General features: G+C 66.5%; 14 protein-coding genes. 6 read left to right on the top strand and 8 right to left on the bottom strand.

Annotation, left to right across the window (positions count from 1 at the left end; translation table 11 throughout):
• The first annotated feature begins 74 nt into the window (after window positions 1–74).
• A complete protein-coding gene (locus tag ABQF30_RS20390) occupies window positions 75–1,238 on the top strand; it encodes a PrsW family intramembrane metalloprotease (RefSeq protein ID WP_448467270.1) in 1,164 nt (387 codons plus the stop codon).
• A gap of 38 nt (window positions 1,239–1,276) precedes the next feature.
• On the opposite strand, the gene ABQF30_RS20385 is transcribed toward ABQF30_RS20390, so the two are convergent.
• The 3 genes from ABQF30_RS20385 to ABQF30_RS20375 all read right to left on the bottom strand — a co-directional run bounded on the left by ABQF30_RS20385 (window position 1,277) and on the right by ABQF30_RS20375 (window position 6,633).
• Window positions 1,277–2,827: an MFS transporter gene (locus tag ABQF30_RS20385; protein WP_448467085.1), complete on the bottom strand. Its 1,551-nt coding sequence runs from the start codon at window positions 2,825–2,827 to the stop codon at window positions 1,277–1,279.
• 184 nt (window positions 2,828–3,011) lie between these two features.
• Window positions 3,012–5,750: a DNA polymerase I gene (polA, locus tag ABQF30_RS20380; protein ID WP_448467083.1), complete on the bottom strand. Its 2,739-nt coding sequence runs from the start codon at window positions 5,748–5,750 to the stop codon at window positions 3,012–3,014.
• Window positions 5,743–6,633 (bottom strand): LysR family transcriptional regulator, encoded by an 891-nt coding sequence (locus tag ABQF30_RS20375; RefSeq protein ID WP_448467081.1) that lies wholly within the window; start codon window positions 6,631–6,633, stop codon window positions 5,743–5,745. Before ABQF30_RS20375 ends, polA begins: the two co-directional genes overlap by 8 nt.
• Window positions 6,634–6,760: 127 nt before the next feature.
• On the opposite strand from ABQF30_RS20375, the gene ABQF30_RS20370 reads away from it, so the two are divergent.
• From ABQF30_RS20370 to ABQF30_RS20355, 4 genes are all read left to right on the top strand, one after another.
• Window positions 6,761–7,483: an alpha/beta fold hydrolase gene (locus ABQF30_RS20370; protein WP_448467079.1), complete on the top strand. Its 723-nt coding sequence runs from the start codon at window positions 6,761–6,763 to the stop codon at window positions 7,481–7,483.
• Between the two features lie 5 nt (window positions 7,484–7,488).
• The gene (locus ABQF30_RS20365; protein WP_448467077.1) at window positions 7,489–7,926 is read left to right on the top strand and encodes a Zn-ribbon domain-containing OB-fold protein; all 438 of its coding nucleotides are present in this window, start codon (window positions 7,489–7,491) and stop codon (window positions 7,924–7,926) included.
• On the top strand, window positions 7,923–9,125 hold the full coding sequence (locus ABQF30_RS20360) for a lipid-transfer protein (protein WP_448467075.1): 1,203 nt from the start codon (window positions 7,923–7,925) through the stop codon (window positions 9,123–9,125). Before ABQF30_RS20365 ends, ABQF30_RS20360 begins: the two co-directional genes overlap by 4 nt.
• A 91-nt stretch (window positions 9,126–9,216) precedes the next feature.
• A complete protein-coding gene (locus tag ABQF30_RS20355) occupies window positions 9,217–9,444 on the top strand; it encodes a DUF167 domain-containing protein (protein ID WP_448467073.1) in 228 nt (75 codons plus the stop codon).
• Window positions 9,445–9,521: 77 nt separating this feature from the next.
• On the opposite strand, the gene ABQF30_RS20350 is transcribed toward ABQF30_RS20355, so the two are convergent.
• The 3 genes from ABQF30_RS20350 to ABQF30_RS20340 form a co-directional block, all read right to left on the bottom strand.
• Entirely contained in the window at window positions 9,522–11,525 is a 2,004-nt protein-coding gene (locus tag ABQF30_RS20350) for a DUF7064 domain-containing protein (protein ID WP_448467071.1), read from the bottom strand.
• Between the two features lie 125 nt (window positions 11,526–11,650).
• The gene (locus ABQF30_RS20345; protein ID WP_448467069.1) at window positions 11,651–13,588 is read right to left on the bottom strand and encodes a primary-amine oxidase; all 1,938 of its coding nucleotides are present in this window, start codon (window positions 13,586–13,588) and stop codon (window positions 11,651–11,653) included.
• 50 nt (window positions 13,589–13,638) lie between these two features.
• Window positions 13,639–15,141 (bottom strand): carboxylesterase/lipase family protein, encoded by a 1,503-nt coding sequence (locus tag ABQF30_RS20340; protein WP_448467068.1) that lies wholly within the window; start codon window positions 15,139–15,141, stop codon window positions 13,639–13,641.
• Window positions 15,142–15,218: 77 nt separating this feature from the next.
• Here ABQF30_RS20340 and ABQF30_RS20335 point away from each other — a divergent pair, with 77 nt between their 5' ends.
• Window positions 15,219–15,917, top strand: a complete 699-nt coding sequence (locus ABQF30_RS20335) for a hypothetical protein (RefSeq protein ID WP_448467066.1) — start codon at window positions 15,219–15,221, stop codon at window positions 15,915–15,917.
• On the opposite strand, the gene ABQF30_RS20330 is transcribed toward ABQF30_RS20335, so the two are convergent.
• On the bottom strand, window positions 15,914–17,026 hold the full coding sequence (locus ABQF30_RS20330) for an LLM class flavin-dependent oxidoreductase (RefSeq protein WP_448467064.1): 1,113 nt from the start codon (window positions 17,024–17,026) through the stop codon (window positions 15,914–15,916). The two genes, ABQF30_RS20335 and ABQF30_RS20330, sit on opposite strands and share 4 nt — an antisense overlap.
• 13 nt (window positions 17,027–17,039) lie before the next feature.
• Window positions 17,040–18,062, bottom strand: coding sequence for an ABC transporter substrate-binding protein (locus ABQF30_RS20325; protein ID WP_448467062.1), 1,023 nt, complete (start codon window positions 18,060–18,062; stop codon window positions 17,040–17,042).
• Window positions 18,063–18,066 lie beyond the last annotated feature (4 nt).

Here is an 18,066-nt window from a genome sequence, read left to right as displayed (position 1 = left end):
TGGTACACGCTGGACAAACCGCCCAACCGTTAGACCTTGGTCGCCGCTACTGTTCGATGGTGGCGTACTCCCCGATGCAACACCCGGCCCCACCACCGTGGTTTCCGACAGCCGCACCGCTGCCCAGACCTGTCCGCAAGGTGGGCGCCCCACTGGCCGTCATCATCATCTTCGGCGTCCTGGCCGGCGGGCTGGTGCTGATATTCACCGCGCTCAATCCGGTCGGCGCCATCATCGGCTTCGTCCTGTCGAGTATCGCGATGACCGGAGTGGTGTTCGCCTACCTGTGGCTGGACCGCTGGGAGCCGGAGCCGCCCCGGTTGTTACTGCTGGCGTTCGGCTGGGGCGCGTCGATCGCGATCCTGTTGTCGGTGGTGCTGAGCCTGTTCGGCGACGCGCTGTTTCCGCCGAACCCGGCACTGCCCGACGGATTCGGCTCGACCGCGATCCGGGCACCGCTGATCGAGGAGGCCGCCAAAGGCCTGTTCCTGCTGATCATGATGACCGGCCGACGCCGCAACGAACTCAACTCGCTGACCGACTGCCTGGTGTACGCCGGCATGGTCGGAATCGGTTTCGCCTGGCTGGAAGACATCATGTACATCTCCAGCGCCGACTCATTGGCCGGTTCACTGGTCACCGCGGCGATGCGGCTGATCATGGCTCCGTTCGCCCACGCGCTGTTCACCACGATGTTCGCGATCGGGGTCTACTTCGCGCTGCAGAGGCGCAGCGCCTTCGCCAAAACCGCCTGCATTCTGATCGGCTACTTCGGCGCCGTCATCATGCACGGCCTGTGGAACGGGTCGTCCCTGCTGGGAATCGAGGCGTACTTCGCCGTCTACGCGGTGTGGATGGTGCCGATCTTCGTCCTGATCGTCGGGCTGGCGGTGTGGAGCAGACGGCGCGAGCAGCGCATGGTCGCGACCAAACTCCCCGGGATGGTGGCCGCCGGTCTGATCACCCCGAACGAGGCGACCTGGCTGGGATCGCTACGTACCCGTCGCGCCGCGGTGGCCCAGGCAGCACTCGCCGGTGGACGCCCAGCACGCAAAGAGGTCGCCAGGTTCGCCGCCGCGGTCGTGGAGCTCGCGTTCGTGCGGGACCGGATCGACCGGGGTTTCGGCGATCAGCGGGTGTACGCGCTGCAAAACGAGGAAGTGCACGCCCTGGCCGCGGCGCGGTCCGCGGCGCCGGTCCTGCACTGGCTGGCCGCCTATCGGGCGCCCGGACGCTGATATAGGTCGGTAGTCCTTCACAAACGCCTCCGGGGGTGTCAGGAAGGGATTGTTAGAGATTTCCCTTTCGAGGCGTCGGCCCGCCGCACCTCTTCCAAATACTTGTCGTGCTCAGGACCGCCTATTCTCTCCAGGTTCAGACCCTTGGTTTCGATGCCGTACATCACCGTGATCACCGCACCCAGCAGGAAGGCTCCGACCAGGAGGAACAGCAGCAAGGAGGTGCCGATCTCGTCGATCAGAACCGGAAACAGGAAGGCGGTCAGCACCGCGCCGATCTTGGCGAAGGACGCCGCGAACCCGGATCCCTTGCCCCGCAGTTTCGTAGGGAACACTTCGCCGGCCAGCAGGTAGGTCATGGAATTGGGGCCCAGGTTGATCATGAAGTAGAACAACATGAACCCGGTGAACAACAGCACCATGTTGTACTCGTCGTTTGGGCGGATGGACATCGCGGCCAGGCCCAGGCCGACGGCGCAGCCGATGAAACCGACCGTTTGCAATTTGATCCGGCCGACCCGGTCGACCAGCAGGATGGCGAAAACGATGCCGACGACGAACAGCACGTCCATGAGCGCCGACCCTTCCGCGGCCAGCATGTCGTTATGGATGACCTCCTCGAGGCTGTTCGACTCCGACTGAGCGCCGATCACCACAGCCAAGATGGTGGGCGTGAAGATACCGATGCCGTAGGTGCCCAGATCCTGCAGGAACCACGGGACCGAGGCCAGGATCGTGGCCTTGCGGTGTTTCTTTGCGAAGAGCGCGCGGAAGCTGCCCTCGCCGCGGGCGATCTGGCCATTCGAGGCCGGTGGCGCGAGAGCCACGTTCGTCGGATAGGGCGGTCGGCGCTTCAGCAGGCGGCGGGTTTCGTGTTCGGCTTCGGCGGTGCGGCCTTTGGATACCAACCATTGTGGGCTGTCTGTGATGTAGAACCGGCCGACGATGACCAGGATCGCCGGCAGGATCGCGGTCGCATACATCCAGCGCCAGGCACTGACGTCCGGATTCTCGTGCAAGATGACGAAGCCCACCACGGTGCCGAAAAGCGCGCCGATGCTCTGAAAAGCGAACGCGCTCAACACCAGCCGCCCGCGCATGGATGTGGGGATGCACTCCGAGATGATCATGTGCGCGGTCGGGTAATCGCAGCCCAGCGCCAGCCCGGTGCCGAACAGGAAGATCACCAGAAGAATGAAGTTGGGCGCGAACGTCAGCGCGACCAGGAAAACGGTGAAGATGATCATCTCGACGATGAACATCCGCTTGCGTCCGTAGGTGTCCGCCAAGCTGCCCAGCAGGGTAGCGCCGACCAGGATGCCGGCCAGGGAGGCTGCGGTGACGAAGCCCTTGTCGGTGGCGGTCAGGTTGAACTCGATGGAGATCAGCGGCAGGGCCACGCCCGTCATGAAGACGACCATGCCCTCGAAGAACTTGCCCGCCGACGCCAGCGACCAGATCCGCCACTGCATGGACGTTATCGGCGTCGAAGGCGCCGCCGTTCCATCCGCCCAGAGAGGCCGCTCGTCGATGTAGTCCTGAACGGACTTCTTCACAGTGCTGGGAACTTCGCCGTTCGGTCCGGGCATGTCATCCTTTCGCCGGCCCACCATGGCTAATGGTGCCGGTGCAGGACGGCTGACGCGGATCTGCCGTTGAGAATTCGTTGGTGCGTGATCCGCGCAACGACGAGAATTCACGAAAAATTCGCCGGATAAACCCGCGATTCGGTTAGCGGCCCGGCCAACGAGCTCAGTTTCGGCGGCTCCAGCGCTAGTGAGCGGCGGCGTCCCAGCTGCGGCCGTATCCCACCGAAACCTCCAGCGGCACGTCGAGCGGATAGGCGCTGCCCATGTGCTCGCGGACGAGCTGATCCAAAGTTTCGCGCTCGCCGTCGGCCACCTCGAACAACAGCTCGTCGTGTACCTGCAGCAACGCCCGTGACTTGAGCCCGGCGGCCTTGATCGCCTCATCGACATTGATCATCGCCACCTTGATGATGTCGGCGGCGCTGCCCTGGATCGGTGCATTGAGGGCGGCCCGCTCGGCTGCTTCACGCACATTGCGGTTGCTGCTGTCCAACTCGGGCAGGTAGCGACGACGACCCAGCACGGTCGAGGTGAACCCGTCCTTGCGGGCCTGGTCGACGACGTCGCGCAGGTAGTCGCGCACCCCGCCGAACCGGTCGAAGTACTGCTCCATCTGCACCTTGGCTTCTTCGGTGGAGATCTTGAGCTGGCTGGCCAGCCCATAGGCCGACAACCCGTAGGCCAGGCCGTACGACATTGCCTTCACCCGGCGCCGCAGCTCCGGGGTGACCTCGTCGATCGGTACCGAGAAGGCGCGGGAGGCCACGAACGAATGCAGATCCTCACCCGTATTGAAGGCTTCGATGAGGGCGGCATCCCGCGACAGATGCGCCATGATCCGCATCTCGATCTGGCTGTAGTCGGCGGTCATCAGCTCCGAGTAGCCCTCGCCGACGACGAAGGCATCGCGGATCCGCCGCCCAGCCTCGGTGCGGATCGGGATGTTCTGCAGGTTGGGCTCGGTCGAGGAGAGCCGGCCGGTCGCTGCGATGGTCTGGTTGAAGGTGGTGTGAATGCGCCCGTCGGAAGCCACCGAGTTCAGCAGTCCGTCGACGGTCACCTTGAGCCGGGTGGCGTCCCGATGGGTAAGCAGGTGCTGCAGGAACGGATGTCCGGTCTTGTCGAACAGGGACTGCAGCGCGTCGGCATCGGTGGTGTAACCGGTCTTGGTGCGTTTGGTCTTCGGCATCTCCAGCTCGTCGAACAGGACAACCTGAAGCTGCTTTGGGGAACCGAGATTGATCTGCTTACCGATCACCTCGTACGCCGCCTCGGCGGCGTCGCGGATCTGGCCCGCGAAATCGCTCTGCAGTTCCTCCAGCTGGTTGCTGTCGACGGCGATGCCGACGTGCTCCATCTCGGCGAGTACGCGCTGAACCGGCAGCTCCATCCGGCCCAGCAACGACGACGAGTCGATCCGGGCCAGCTCTTCGTCGAGCGCGTCAGCCAGGTCGAGCACTGCACTGGCCCGAAGTATCACTGTCTGCACGGCCTGCTCGTCCACGCCGCCCGAGTCATCCAGCAACGAAAGCTGTTGCTGCTCAGGGGTTTCTGCACGCAACTCACGACGCAGATACCGCACCGACAAGTCGTCGAGGGCGAAGCTGCGCTGGCCGGGACGCACCAGGTACGCGGCCAGTGCGGTGTCGGAGGTGACGCCGCGCAGCGTCCAACCCCGCCCGGCAAGGTCGTGCATGGCGAGTTTGGCCTCATGGAGGGCCTTCGGCGGCCCCGGATCTGCCAGCCACGACGACAGGGCGGCCTCGTCCTCTGGCGTCAGGGTCGACGTGTCGATGTAGCGGCCATCCCCGTCGGCCGCCACGATGGCCAGCGCCGTGGCGTCGGCGTCGTAGGCCAGATGCGTGCCTACGACCGCCAGCCCGAACCGGCTGCCCAGGCTGTGTTCGGACAGCCACGCGGCCAGCTCACCGGGCTCCAGCGCGCGACCGCGCACGTCGAAACCGTGCTCCACCTCGGGTTCGACTGCGGCCAGCGTCTCGAACAGGCGATCGCGCAGGACCCGGAACTCCAGGTCGTCGAAGAGCCGGTGGATCTGGTCGCGGTTCCACGGCTGCACCCGCAGCGTGTCCGGGGTCTGCGCCAACGGCACGTCTTTGACCAGATCGGTGAGTTCACGGTTGAGCACCACGCTGGACAGGTTGGCCCGCAGCGCGTCGCCGACCTTGCCCTTGACCTTTTCGACGTTGTCGACGAGCGACTGCAGTGAGCCGTATTCGATGATCCACTTGGTGGCGGTCTTCTCCCCCACCCCGGGGATGCCCGGCAGGTTGTCGCTCGGGTCCCCCCGCAGCGCCGCGAAATCCGGGTACTGCGCCGGCGTCAGTCCGTACTTCTCCACCACGGCGTCCGGCGTGAACCGCGTCAGCTCACTGACGCCCTTGCGTGGATAGAGCACGGTGACGTCGTCACTCACCAACTGCAGCGAGTCGCGGTCGCCGGTGACCACCAGCACGCGATACCCGCCCTCCTCGGCCTGGGTGGCCAGCGTGGCGATGATGTCGTCGGCCTCGAATCCCGGCTCGGCCAGCACCGTGATACCCAACGCGCCCAGCACTTCCTTGGTGATGTCGATCTGGCCGCGGAATTCGTCGGGCGTGGCCGAACGCCCCTCCTTGTACTCGGGGTACTTCTCCTTGCGGAACGTCTGCCTCGACACGTCGAACGCCGCGGCGACGTGGCTGGGCTGCTCGTCGCGCAACAGGTTGATCAGCATCGCGGTGAACCCGTACACCGCATTGGTGGTCAGACCGCCCTGCGTCTTGAAGTTCTCGGCGGGCAACGCGTAGAACGCCCGGAACGCCAGCGAATTGCCGTCCAACAGCATCAGTGTGGGCTTCTCAGTCGACACTGTGGCGGTCTTGGCGTCTGTTGCGGTTGGGCTCACGGCCTTAACTCTAGGCATCGGGTCCGACGTGCAGCTGTGCCCGGGCCATCTCGATGAGAGCCCGCGCGGCCGGGCTGATCGGCCCTGTCGCCCGCCACGCCAGCACCAAACGGCCGCGGAGTTCTGGCCGGATCGCGATCGCGTGCACATCGGAGCGGCCGCGGGCCACCGACTGCGGAACGATCGCCACACCCAGCCCCCGCGCGGCGAGATCGGCCAGCGCGTCGGGCGTCGCGGCCTCGAACACCACGTGCGGCGCGACCCCGGTGGCCGCGCACGCGCGGTCGAATTGCCGCCGGATGCCGCCGCCGGCCGGCAGTGAGATGAGTGGACGCTGCACGAGCGCGGCCAGACCCACCGCCCGTCGGGCCGCCCACGGATCTGTGTGGCTCACCACGGCCTCGATCGGCTCGGCGGTGGTGGTGGCGACAGCCAGCCCATCGGGTGTCTCGTCGGAGCCGACCGACGTGATCACGACGTCGAACCTGCCGCTGCGGACGCCGTCGATGAGTACGTCCGAGGTGTCGGTGGACAACGTGATCTCCACCGCGGGGTGCAGTCGGTGGTACTCCGCGAGCAACTGCGGCAAGTCGACGTTGTGGGAGGTCACAGTGCCGACCGTCACCGAGCCCCGGATCAGCTGGGTGAGCTCGTCGACTGCGGTCTTGGCCTGGCGCACCGCGTCGAGCGCGGCACGCGCGTAGGGCAACACGACTTGCCCGGCAGCGGTGAGCCGGACCTCACGCCGCGACCGGTCAAGTAGAGGCTGGCCCAGTTCCCGTTCCAGCCGGGCGATCTGGGCGCTGACCGCGGGTTGCGCGACATGCACGCGTGCCGCGGCGCGGGTGAAGTTGGCCTCCTCGGTGACGGCGACGAAGTATTCGAGCTGCCGCAGTTCCATAAGCATTGATTATAGTTTGTGTACTGGGATCGTATTGGACTTATAAGAGCTGCTCCGCGCAGGCTTGATGCATGAAAATCGTCATCGCCGGCGACCGCCGAAACACCTTCGCCGACAGGAGTTCTCGATGACCACATTCGTCCTGATTCCCGGTGCGTGCCACGGCGCGTGGTATTACGACGACCTGGCAGGCGGGCTGCGCGCCGCAGGTCACCGGGTGCTGGCCATCACCTTGACCGGTGTCGCGGAGCGGTCGCATCTCGCACACGCCGGGGTGAACCTGGAAACCCACATCGCCGATGTGCTGGCCGAACTGGCCGCACACCGCGTCACCGACGCGGTGCTGGTCGGGCACAGTTACGGCGGGATGGTCATCACCGCGGTAGCGGATCGCGCTGGCGCCCAAGTGGATTCGCTGGTCTATCTGGACGCGTTCGTACCCGACGACAGAGACTCGTGCTGGACGTCGGTGACCGACGAACTGCGGGCCTGGTATGCCGACGTCGACGCCACCGGTTTCGGTGTTCCGCCGCTGACGTTCTTCGATGAGCGGGCCACCGCGCATCCACTGGCCTCGCTGATGCAGCCGATCCGGCTGACCGACGACCTGTCGGGGTTGCGGCGCCGGGTGTATGTGTATGCCACTCAGTGGGACGGTGAGCCGCCGTTCGCAGCCACGTTCGAGAGACTGCGCAAGGACCCGTCGTGGACCACGTATGCGCTGGATAGCACCCATAACCTGCTGGCCGACCACACCGACGAGGTACTGCAGATCCTGCTGGACACCGCGCGCGAGCCCGCACCGGAACTGGAACACGTTTCAGTTTCGTGGCGGGACTGGGTACGCTGACCGACGTGCCAGCAGCTTCTACGCAACCCGCGATCGAAGGGTGGTTCGCCACCGACGACGCCGGTGCCACCAACCTGATCGGCGGCAAGTGCACCCAGTGCGCCACCTACGTGTTCCCGCCGCGCGAGAACAACTGCCCGAACCCGGCCTGTGACAGCGACACGCTCGATCTCGTGCCGCTGTCACGCCGCGGCAAGGTGTGGAGCTACACCGAGAACCGTTATCCGCCACCCGCGCCCTATCCGGCCGCGGATCCGTTCGAGCCGTTCGCGATCGCGGCGGTCCAGCTGGCCGACGAGGGACTGATCGTGCTCGGCAAGGTCGTCGACGGCACGCTGGCCGCCGACCTGAAAGTCGGGATGGAGGTGGAGCTCACCACGATGACGCTCTACACCGATGACGACGGCGTCGAGCGCAGCACCTATGCCTGGAGGATCCCATGAGCGCGCCGGAACCGCTGTACATCCTCGGCGCGGGTATGCACCCGTGGGGCAAGTGGGGCCGGGACTTCACCGAGTACGGCGTGGTCGCGGCACGGGCCGCGCTGGCCGAGGCCGGATTGGACTGGCGCCAGATCCAATTGGTGGCGGGCGCGGACACCATCCGCAACGGCTATCCCGGATTCATCGCGGGGTCGACCTTCGCCCAGAAGCTCGGCTGGAACGGTGTGCCCGTCAGCTCCAGTTATGCGGCCTGCGCGTCGGGCTCGCAGGCCCTGCAGAGCGCCCGCGCCCAGATCTTGGCCGGATTCTGCGACGTCGCACTGGTGATCGGCGCCGACACCACACCCAAGGGTGCCTTCGCGCCGGTCGGTGGCGAGCGCAAGAACGATCCCGATTGGCAGCGCTTCCACCTGCTCGGCGCGATGAACCCGGTGTACTTCGCGCTGCTGGCCCGGCGGCGGATGGACCTGTACGGCGCCACGGCCGAGGACTTCGCCCAGGTGAAGGTGAAGAACTCCCGCCACGGCCTGCAGAACCCGAATGCGCGCTACCGCAAGGAATCCGCGGTCGAGGACGTGCTGGCCAGCCCGGTCGTGTCCGACCCGCTGCGCCAGCTCGACATCTGCGCCACCTCCGACGGGGCGGCCGCGCTGATCGTGGCCAGTGCGGATTTCGCCCGCAGGCATCTCGGCTCCCTCGAAGGCGTGCCGTCCGTTCGGGCGATCAGCACGGTGACCCCGCGCTACCCGCAGCACCTTCCCGAATTGCCTGACATTGCAACGGATTCCACCGCAGTGGTGGAAGCGCCGGAGCGGGTGTTCAAGGACCAGATCCTCGACGCGGCATATGCCGAGGCCGGTATCGGGCCCGAGGACGTCAGCCTGGCCGAGGTGTATGACCTGTCCACGGCATTGGAGCTCGACTGGTATGAGCACCTGGGGCTGTGCGCCAAGGGTGAGGGCGAGCAACTGCTGCGGTCTGGGGCCACCACGATCGGCGGCAAGGTTCCGGTCAACGCTTCGGGTGGTCTGGCCTGCTTCGGCGAAGCCATCCCCGCCCAGGCGATCGCGCAGGTGTGCGAGCTGACCTGGCAGCTCAAGGGTCAGGCCACAGGCAGGCAGGTCGAGGGCGCTCGGGTTGGTGTGACAGCGAACCAGGGTCTGTTCGGCCACGGCTCCTCGGTGGTCGTCGCCCGGTAGCGATTGCCTCGTTTGGGCGAGCGTGCGGGTCTGTTGCCCGACACGCCGGAAATCGTCGGCAGTTTGCGCACGTTCGCGCCACGATGAGGACGTGAGTGAAATCGTCGTCGTGCGGGTTAAACCCGGTAGCCGTAAGGGCCCCTTGGTCGAGGTCGGCGACGACGGTGCACTCACGATCTACGTGCCGGAGCGCGCGGTCGACGGCAAGGCCAACGAAGCCGTCGTCAAAGTGCTTGCGGCGCATCTCGGTGTGCCACCGAGTCGCGTGGAGTTGGTCTCCGGCGCAACCGCGCGCGTCAAGCGTTTCCGCGTGGGCTGACGCGCGGCGAGCGTGCGCAAAATGCTGCCCGAACACGGCGTGTCGACCGGCAGACCCGCACGCTCGGCAAAACGGGGTTACCCCTGGTTCAGATTGCGGTTCCATTCCAGCCAGCCGACGCCGGTGCGGCCGTCGGCGGTGCGCACAGTCGCCCAGGCCCGCGGAAACTGGCTGACTCTCCCGTCGGCTGCGGTCAGCAGCACCGGTGCATGACCTTGCAGCTCGACGTCGACGTCGATGTCGCCGGGCTGCAAGGACAGCGTGGTCGTGACCGGCAGATCGTCGTCACCCAGGGTGTGGTTTGCTGTCACGGTTTGCAGTTCGACGAGCGGCTCACCCGCCCGCTGCGAATATCCGATGCCGATCGGCGGCATGCCGGGGATCCGGATGTCCACGCCGTGCAGATGGGTGCCGTCGTCGAGATGTATTGCGCTCCAGACCCATTCCATCGACCACCAGTCGCGCACGCCCCACGAATGGTCGCGCTGACCGGGCACGGCCTCGACGGGGTACGTCTGCTCCCCTATTTTCACCGTGCCCGAGACAGTGCACGGCAGTTCGTAGCGCGGCGTGATCCGGTACTGGTACGGGATTCCGGTGGTGGTCCAGGTGAGATCCATCGACACCGCGACGGGCGTGCCGGGCTCGTCGCGCAGTAGCGCCGCCGGATCGTCGTAGGCCTGTCCGGTGCCCGATGCGGTGACGCGGTAGAACTGCAGCGCTTCGCCCGGGTGCAGGCCGAGTTCCACCCCGGCGCCGGCAATGGTCGACAGCTGCGTCGGCACAGCGGCATGAAAGTCGTTGAGTGCGATAGTGGGCAGGCCTGGGCCCGACAGCAGCACGTTGATCCAGGCCGTGTCCTGGTTGGGGATCAGCCCGAGCCGCACCCAGCCACCGAAACCCGCCGGCGCGTCAACGAAGTCGAAGTACCAGCTCTCGTTCCACAGCGCCTCGTCAGTCGACACATGGGCCGCCTCGTCGTCCGGCGACACCACCAGCGGTTCCGGAATCACCGGTGGCGCAAGAACATCCAGCGCTCCGGTGTCCAGCACATGGCTGCAATGCCGCTCCAGCATCGTCATGAACATCTGATCGCCCCGCTCGGTGCGTTCGACCAGCATCGAGGAAATGATCGCCATCATCACCCCGAAGAAACTCTGTCGCGCCACCTCCTCGCGGACCTGGTCAAGGGTCAGTGGGGCCCCAGGCCCGAGCGCCTCGTGGTAGACGCGCAGCAACGCGTCGTAGTGGGCGCGGCGTTGCTCGACGGGTAGTGCGCAGCCGATGAAATAGGCGACATCGGAGCACGCCGGCCCCCAGGTCACCGTCTGCCAATCGACCACCGTCAGCGCACGTTCGGCGCCGGACTCACCGAACAACATGTTGTCCAGCCGGTAGTCGCCGTGCACCAGCCCCTTCGGACGCGCCGGATCCCCCTCGGTGGCCAGGTAGGCGTCGAAACTCTCCACCAACCGCTCGCACACATGGCGCTGCTCCGGGGTGATCTGCCCGTCGTAGCGCTCCGCGAACGCCGCGTACAGGCCCGCTATCAGCGCCTGGTTCACCGGGGCATCCCGGTTGAGCCAGTCGGCCTGACTCATCGCGGCGTCGCCGAGTAACGGACCGTGCACCCGCCCCAACTCGGCGAGTGCCAACATCGCCTGTTCGGCTGTCGCACCCCGGATCTCATCGCCGACGGTGGCCGGGGCGGCATCTCCCAGCAGGAGATCGAACGCTCCGGTCTGCGCGTCGAACGCGGCGTGGTAGCACGGCGCTACCGGGCCGGCGGGCAGGTTCGGGGCGATGTCGGTGTAGAACCGCACCTCGCGTTCGTAGAGGCCGAGCGCGAGCCCGGTCTGCCTGCTGCTGGGATCGGTGGCGGCCACCTTGAGGACAACCGACGTCGGCCCCGACCCCGGGACCCCGTAGTCCAGTGCCACCCGGTAGCACTCGCTCATCTGGCCGGTGCCGATGCGTTCGAAACTGAAGTCGACGACCGGGCCGGACCCAAGGGCGGCACTCAGCCAGTCGCAGGTCAGGTCGTCGGGGCGCTCGAGGACGGCGTTCTGAGTCGGTTGCACAAGAGCAACCTAGCAGTGGCCCCAATCACATCTGACAGGTGTCAACTAATGCTGCGTCGCGAGCGTGCGCAGAATGTCGGCCGGGAGCGGCGTGTCGGCCAACAGACACGCACGCTCACCGAAATCTAGTGGTGCGCCGCCTTGGCGCCGGTGTGCGTACAGGCGTCGGGCGGAGCCGCAGGAACATCCAGCGCCGGATTGCGGTCGAAGAATCCGTACGGCTTGAGCCAGAACGACACGACGTCGACGGGCATCACCGGCCAGTCCTCCGGGCGGGTGATGTGGTGGATGCCGAACACGTACCACAGCACCACGTCGGTGTTGTCGATCGACCGGTCGGCCTTCGTCCATTCGCCGAGCCCGGTGTCGGTCACCGACTGATTGACGAATTCGCCTGCCGGCCAACGCTCGTCGGGGTGATTCGGTGTCACCCACAGGGTGTGGCCGATGACATTGGCGCGCTGCAACACCGGAGAGGCCGGATCGAACATCGGCGGAATCGCCCCGGTGGGCACCAGTTTGTAAGACGGGTGAGTGCCGAGTGCGTTGACGACGTTGGTGTTGACCACTTTCCACGCCCGCTGGGTCGCGAAGTTGACGTCCTGCTTGCCCTCGACCTCGGTGCGCAGCGCCTGGTTGTGCACCACCAGTGACAGCCCGTACGGATTGTCGGGTCCGATCGGCTCGGCGTAGGACTCGGTCATGTAGACGGTGTTGTCGGTGCCGTCGACGTCGAGGTCGAGCCTCGCGATCAGGAAGTGCTGGTGATACGGCGCATAGGTGCGCTCGTCGACGAGAGTGCCGTTGGGATGCGGATGCCCCTCGGGCACCGGTGTGGTGACCATGATGCCCGTGGCACGGACCTCGCATTCGATGTTGCCGTCCTGGTAGAGCCGCCAGTACACGAGGTACTCGTAGTTGGCGACCGTGACGTGGAACGACAGTGTGAGCCTGCGCATCCGGCGCACTTCGGCTCCCGCATCGTGGTCGACGTGCTTCCACAGCACGGCGTTGTCTTCCTCGTGGATGCAGATGGCATTGGTGATCGTGTACGGCTCGCCCTTGCTGTTGTGCAGCACGGCATCGAGGTACCGGATCTCGCCGAGACAGTCGCAGCCCAGCGCCAGCGACGTGGTCATGAACCCCAGCCCCCACTCGCCGATGTCGAAGGCGGTGCGGCGGTAATGGTCCACCGACGAATCCCGGTACGGCACCACCATCTCGGCGAACGACAGCCGGTGTGCGACAGAGCGATTCTTATCGCCGTCGCGGTACCGCACGGTGTGCAGCGTCATCCCTTCCCGGTGGTTGAACCCAACCCGCAGCGACCAGTTCTGCCAGCGCAGCAGGTTGCCGTCGAGGGTGAACGACGGCCCATCCGGCTGGGTGATGTGCAGCGGTTTGAGCGGGTCCCGGTTCCAGGCGCCGCGAATCCGTTCCGGGATGTGATGCGGCACGTATTCGCCCATCACATTAGGGATCTCGGAACTACCGTCGTCCTCGACGCGCAACACCTCCATGCTGTTGAGGTCGATGACACAATGCAGCCCGCTGATGGGATGCGCGTACGGGTTGGCGCCGGGTGCTGCCTTGTACCAGGTGTCCGACCAGCCGATGCGCCGGTCGCGGTACTCCGGCGGGGCCACGGCGTCACCGTAGGTCCAGGTGTCCATGAAGACGTTGTCGATATCGGTGATACCGCGGTTGGCCAGGGCGGTGATCACCTCGGGATGGTTGCGCAGCACCTGGTCGCATTCGACGAACTCGTCGACGGTGAAGTTCGCCTGCACTCCCAGAATGTGGTCGAACGTCTCCACCCGGTCCCCGGTCAGCGACACCACACCCTTGTAGGTGGCGTTCGCCGACCGGTCGAGGCAGATGACCGCGGCGCGCCGGGCCGGCGCCGCGCCACCGTCGTCGAAGGCGGCGAGGTCCGGCTTGGCAGGCTCGAGCAGTTCCACCGAGGCGATCCGCCAGCCCTCGCCCACCCCGTGTTCACGCCGCAATATCGCTGCCACCGCGGTGAACTCGTCGGCGGACAGCGGATCAAGTGGGTGCTCCACACAATCACGCAATCACACCGGCAGCGCTCCCCGCAGCGGATCGCACAGAGTCAGCGCTCGGCGAGAGTGAAGCCTTCCCAGGCACATCGCCGCTCGGCATCCGGGTCGTATTCGACTCGTGGCCTGCGGTCGAAGACGTATACCGCACGCTTGTCGGAGTCGTAAGCCGGCCAACCCGCACCCGGCACATCCGTCCGGCTGAAGTCGCGCCAGCGCCTCTGCACGTCACGGCTGACCTGGCGGGCCGATTGCCGGTCGGCGACGGCGGTCAGCAGCGATCCGTATCGCGTTCGGTACGTGTCGAATACGGCGAGCAGCTCCATGGCGTGGGTCGCGCCGAGCCCCGACCAGCGCAAGGCGCGCGGCGCGTAGTCGTAGCGATAGACGTAGGTTGGCGCGTGCCTGCTGTGGGCCTCGGCGATCTGCCACGTCGCCGACCCGAATGCGAAGTCACCACCGAGCCGCACGCACGCCGCACTGCTGGGGTAATCCGGATAGGCAGCGAAGATGCGGTCACGGTGCTCGGGGTCGGCGCGGGCGAACAGCTTCTCGATCATCGGCTGGTTCGTCGGCAACAGCGGCATGAAGCGGGTGAACAACCGCCCTTCGTCGGCGTTGTTGCCGACGATCAGCGGCAGCCGGTGCGCGGTGCCGTCGGCCATCGCCTCAGCCGGATCGTCCGGCAGGAACTCGGTGCCATAGGTCGGCCCGACCGGGAACGCTCCCGGCATGTCCGTCTGGCCGTGGGAGATGAGTTGTTCGAGCGCCCTTCCCAGTTCGGCCGGGCGCTTCGATTTCAGCGCGGCGGGGGCATCGGCGGGGCCGAGAAGCCCGGCGAATTCGCCGGCGAGCCTGGCGGCAGCCGAGGCCGAGCTGACCATCCCGCTGGCCGGGCTCTCCGCGATCACCCTGGCGAACAGGCCCTTCGCCGCCGGCACCGCCAGCAGGGTGGCGACGGCGTGCGCGCCGGCGCTCTCGCCGAAGATCGTGACGTTGTCCGGGTCGCCCCCGAAAACCGCGATGTTGTCGCGGACCCACTGCAGCGACAACACCAGGTCCCGCAAGAACAGGTTGTCCTCGATCGGATGATCCGGCGTGGAAAGCGACGACAGCTCCATGCAGCCCAACACGCCCAGCCGGTAGTTGACCGACACGTAGACACACCCGCGCCGTGCAAGGGCCGCGCCGTCGTAGATGGGTGTCGCCGAACTGCCCATGATGTAACCGCCGCCGTGTACGAAGAACATCACCGGCAGCGGCCCCGGGGAGGGCACCTCCGGTGCGACCACGTTGAGCGTCAGGCAGTCCTCGCTCATCGGCTGGTACTTGCCGACGCCGGTGAGGGTGTACCGGCGCTGTTGCGGGGCGCAGTAACCGAATCCGTGGCAATACCGCACCCCGGGCCAGGGTTCGGCGGGCTGCGGCGCACGGAACCGCAGCGGCCCGACCGGCGGGCGGGCATACGGGATGGAGCGCCATCGGTGTACGCCGTCTCGGGTGAAGCCCTCGATGACGCCGGTACTGATCTTCGCGCGGACGGTCCGATCGTGCATTAGCTGACGGTAGCGAACGACACACACCTATGCGGCGCCTGGGCGACGTGGCGTGGCAGGCAGCTAGCCTGACGGGTATGCGGATTGCTGTGATCATCGTGGCGACTGTGCTTCTGGCATCGTGCTCATCGGGCGGCGATCGGGAAGCCGACCCGACGTCGCAGCCCAGATTGTCGTTTCCCACCGGTAAGACGCAGACGACGACCGCCAAACCGTCGCCCACGACAACCTCACCACTGCCCACCACCGCTCCGGCTGCGGGAACACCGATGGCGCAGGTGATCAAGTGGGTCGAGGCCGGGTCTGCAGCCGACGCCGCGGGTTTCCACACCGCGACGCGCGACGGTCAAACCACCGACCTCGGCGACGATATCGCGTTTGTCGCGGGCAGTGCCCGGTGTGCGACCGACAAAACAGTCGGCGGGCAACTGTCCTGCTTGGTCAAGGCCGACGATCTGCCGTCCAAACCGTCGGATGTCGAGGGACAGTGGATCGCCGGCTGGGTGGACTTCGCCGGCGAGACGCTCGACGTGGGCTCGCTGCATGGTGATCCGGGCCGGTTCACCTACGGCGACGGCGCCGAACTGCCCGCCGGGCAGTCACTGGCCTTCGGCGACTACCGGTGCCGCGCGGATGCCACCGCGCTGGTGTGCGTCAACTACGCGCACCAGTCGGCGGTGCGGTTGGGCGAAGCGGGTGTCGAACCGCTCGGCTGTCTGCAAGCGGTCGCGCCGCCGGTCGGGGTGGGCAGGCAGTTCGGCTGCCCACCGGATTAGGCGAGGCCTTTGCGTTTCAGGATCGGCAACACGCCCTCGGCGAACCAGTACGCCTCCTCCAGGTGCGGGTAGCCCGACAGGATGAACTCGTCGAAGCCCAGCGAGTGGTACTCGTAGATGAGGTTGGCGACCTCCTCGTGACTACCGACCAGTGCGGTGCCTGCCCCGCCGCGGACCAGGCCGACACCGGCCCACAGGTTCGGGTAGATCTCGAGTTTGTCCAACCGCCCACCATGTAGCGCGGTCATTCGGCGCTGCCCTTCGGACTCAGATTTGGCGTGCAAGGCAGTGGCTTTGGCGATCTGGTCTTCGCTGAGCTCGGCGAGCAACTCATCGGCCACTGCCCAGGCGGCGGCCGAGGTGTCGCGGGTGATGGTGTGCAGCCGGATGCCGAACCGCACCGAGCGGCCGCGTTGTTCGGCCAGCTTGCGCACCTGTTCGACCTTGGCCGCCGCGGTCTGCGGCGGCTCGCCCCAGGTGAGGTACACGTCGACGTGCTCGGCGGCGATCGGCAGCGCGGCGGCTGAGGAGCCACCGAAATAGATCTGCGGCAAGGGATCCGGTGGCGCCGAGACTCTGGCGTCGGCCACCGAGTAGTACTCGCCCTTGTAGTTCAGCGACTCGTCGGGCCCCTGGCGCCAGAGCGAGTTCACGATGTGCAACAACTCACCGGTGCGTGCGTAACGCTCGTCGTGGCCGAGCCAGTCGCCGAACCGGCGCTGCTCGACGTTGTCGCCGCCGCTGACGACGTTGAGCAGCACCCGGCCCTCGGAGAATCGTTGCAGCGTGGCGGTCTGCTGTGCGGCGAGCGTCGGCGGAACCAGCCCGGGCCGGAAGGCCACCAGGAATTTGAGCCGTTCGGTTTCGGCCAGCAGCGCCGACGCCGTCAACCACGCGTCCTCGCACCAGGTTCCGGTCGGGGTGAGCACGCCCTCGTACCCCAGCCGGTCGGCGGCCCGGGCGACCTCGGCCAGGTACCGGCGGCTCGGTGCGCGGTAGTTGTCGGGGATCGTGTGATGGGTCGAGGCATGCGACGCCCCGACGATGGAGCGGCTGTCGCCGTTGGTGGGCAGGAACCAGAAGAACCGAGCGGATGGCTGGACTGTCACGGACAATTCCTTCCTAGTTGCGGTTGAGGTAAAGGGGCCGCAGCTCGTCGCTGAAACGGCGGTCAACCCATTTGGAGAAGTCCGGGGCCGCGGCGATCTGTCCTGACTCGGCGAACAGATCGGCCATCTCCTGCTCGGTTGCCACCAGCTGTTCGGATAGGTCCGTCGGCAGTCGCAGACTGCGGCCCTGCGCGACGGTGGCCACCGCCGGATCGAGGCCGACCTCCGCGGCGTAGCGCTGCACCCACTGTTCGCGATTGTCGTTGGCCCATTGAACGGCCTTGGAATAACGCACAAGTAGATCGGCCAGCGCGGTGTTGCGTTTGGGGTCGGCCAGTGCCGCGTCGGACGCCACCCCGAATCCGGCGCCGTTGGTGACGCCCGTGGCCCGCGCGATGCTGCGCACCGGTAGTTCTTCGTCCGCCTGGGCGGTGTAGGGATCCCACACCGCCCAGACGTCCACCCGGCGCTGGGTGAATGCCGACAGTGCATCGGCGGGTTGCAGGAACACCAACTTCACGTCGGACGGGCTGATGCCGGCACGGTTGAGCTGGACAAGCGTGTGGCCGTGTGCCGAGCTGCCTTTGGCGATCGCGATGCTCTTGCCGCGCAGATCGGTGACCGATTGGATGGGCGAGTCGGCGTGCACCAGGATCTGGTCGCCGAACCCGCCGCCGTCATATGCGGACACCACCTTCACCTTGGCGTTCGACGCTGCGCCGAAGATGGGTGGGGTGTTGCCGGTGATCGCGAAGTCGATCCTGCCCGCGGTGGCCGCCTCGATCTGCGGTGGCCCGGAGGTGAAGGTGGAGAACTCCACTTGGTAGGGCAGATCGTCAAGCGCACCTGCGGCTCGCAGCAGCGCCTGGGTGCCGCCCTTCTGATCGCCGATCTGCAGGGTCAGGCCCGACAGTTCGGACAGCGGCACCGTTTCAGGCGCGGCCGGCGGTGCCGAATTATCCTGGCGCGAAACGCAACCCGCGAGCAACCCACCGATGAGCAGCAACGCCGCCAACATCCGGCTGGAGGTGTTCATGACC

This window comes from Mycolicibacterium sp. XJ870 (assembly GCF_053483975.1).
This window is presented reverse-complemented; position numbering and strand designations above follow the sequence as displayed.

Bases quoted from the DNA above. Each gene is read 5' to 3' on its own strand.
- ABQF30_RS20390 (WP_448467270.1), top strand. From the start codon at position 75: ATGCAACACCCGGCCCCACCACCGTGGTTTCCGACAGCCGCACCGCTG.
- ABQF30_RS20385 (WP_448467085.1), bottom strand. From the start codon at position 2,827: ATGCCCGGACCGAACGGCGAAGTTCCCAGCACTGTGAAGAAGTCCGTT.
- polA (WP_448467083.1), bottom strand. From the start codon at position 5,750: ATGCCTAGAGTTAAGGCCGTGAGCCCAACCGCAACAGACGCCAAGACC.
- ABQF30_RS20375 (WP_448467081.1), bottom strand. From the start codon at position 6,633: ATGGAACTGCGGCAGCTCGAATACTTCGTCGCCGTCACCGAGGAGGCC.
- ABQF30_RS20370 (WP_448467079.1), top strand. From the start codon at position 6,761: ATGACCACATTCGTCCTGATTCCCGGTGCGTGCCACGGCGCGTGGTAT.
- ABQF30_RS20360 (WP_448467075.1), top strand. From the start codon at position 7,923: ATGAGCGCGCCGGAACCGCTGTACATCCTCGGCGCGGGTATGCACCCG.
- ABQF30_RS20340 (WP_448467068.1), bottom strand. From the start codon at position 15,141: ATGCACGATCGGACCGTCCGCGCGAAGATCAGTACCGGCGTCATCGAG.
- ABQF30_RS20335 (WP_448467066.1), top strand. From the start codon at position 15,219: ATGCGGATTGCTGTGATCATCGTGGCGACTGTGCTTCTGGCATCGTGC.
- ABQF30_RS20325 (WP_448467062.1), bottom strand. From the start codon at position 18,062: ATGAACACCTCCAGCCGGATGTTGGCGGCGTTGCTGCTCATCGGTGGG.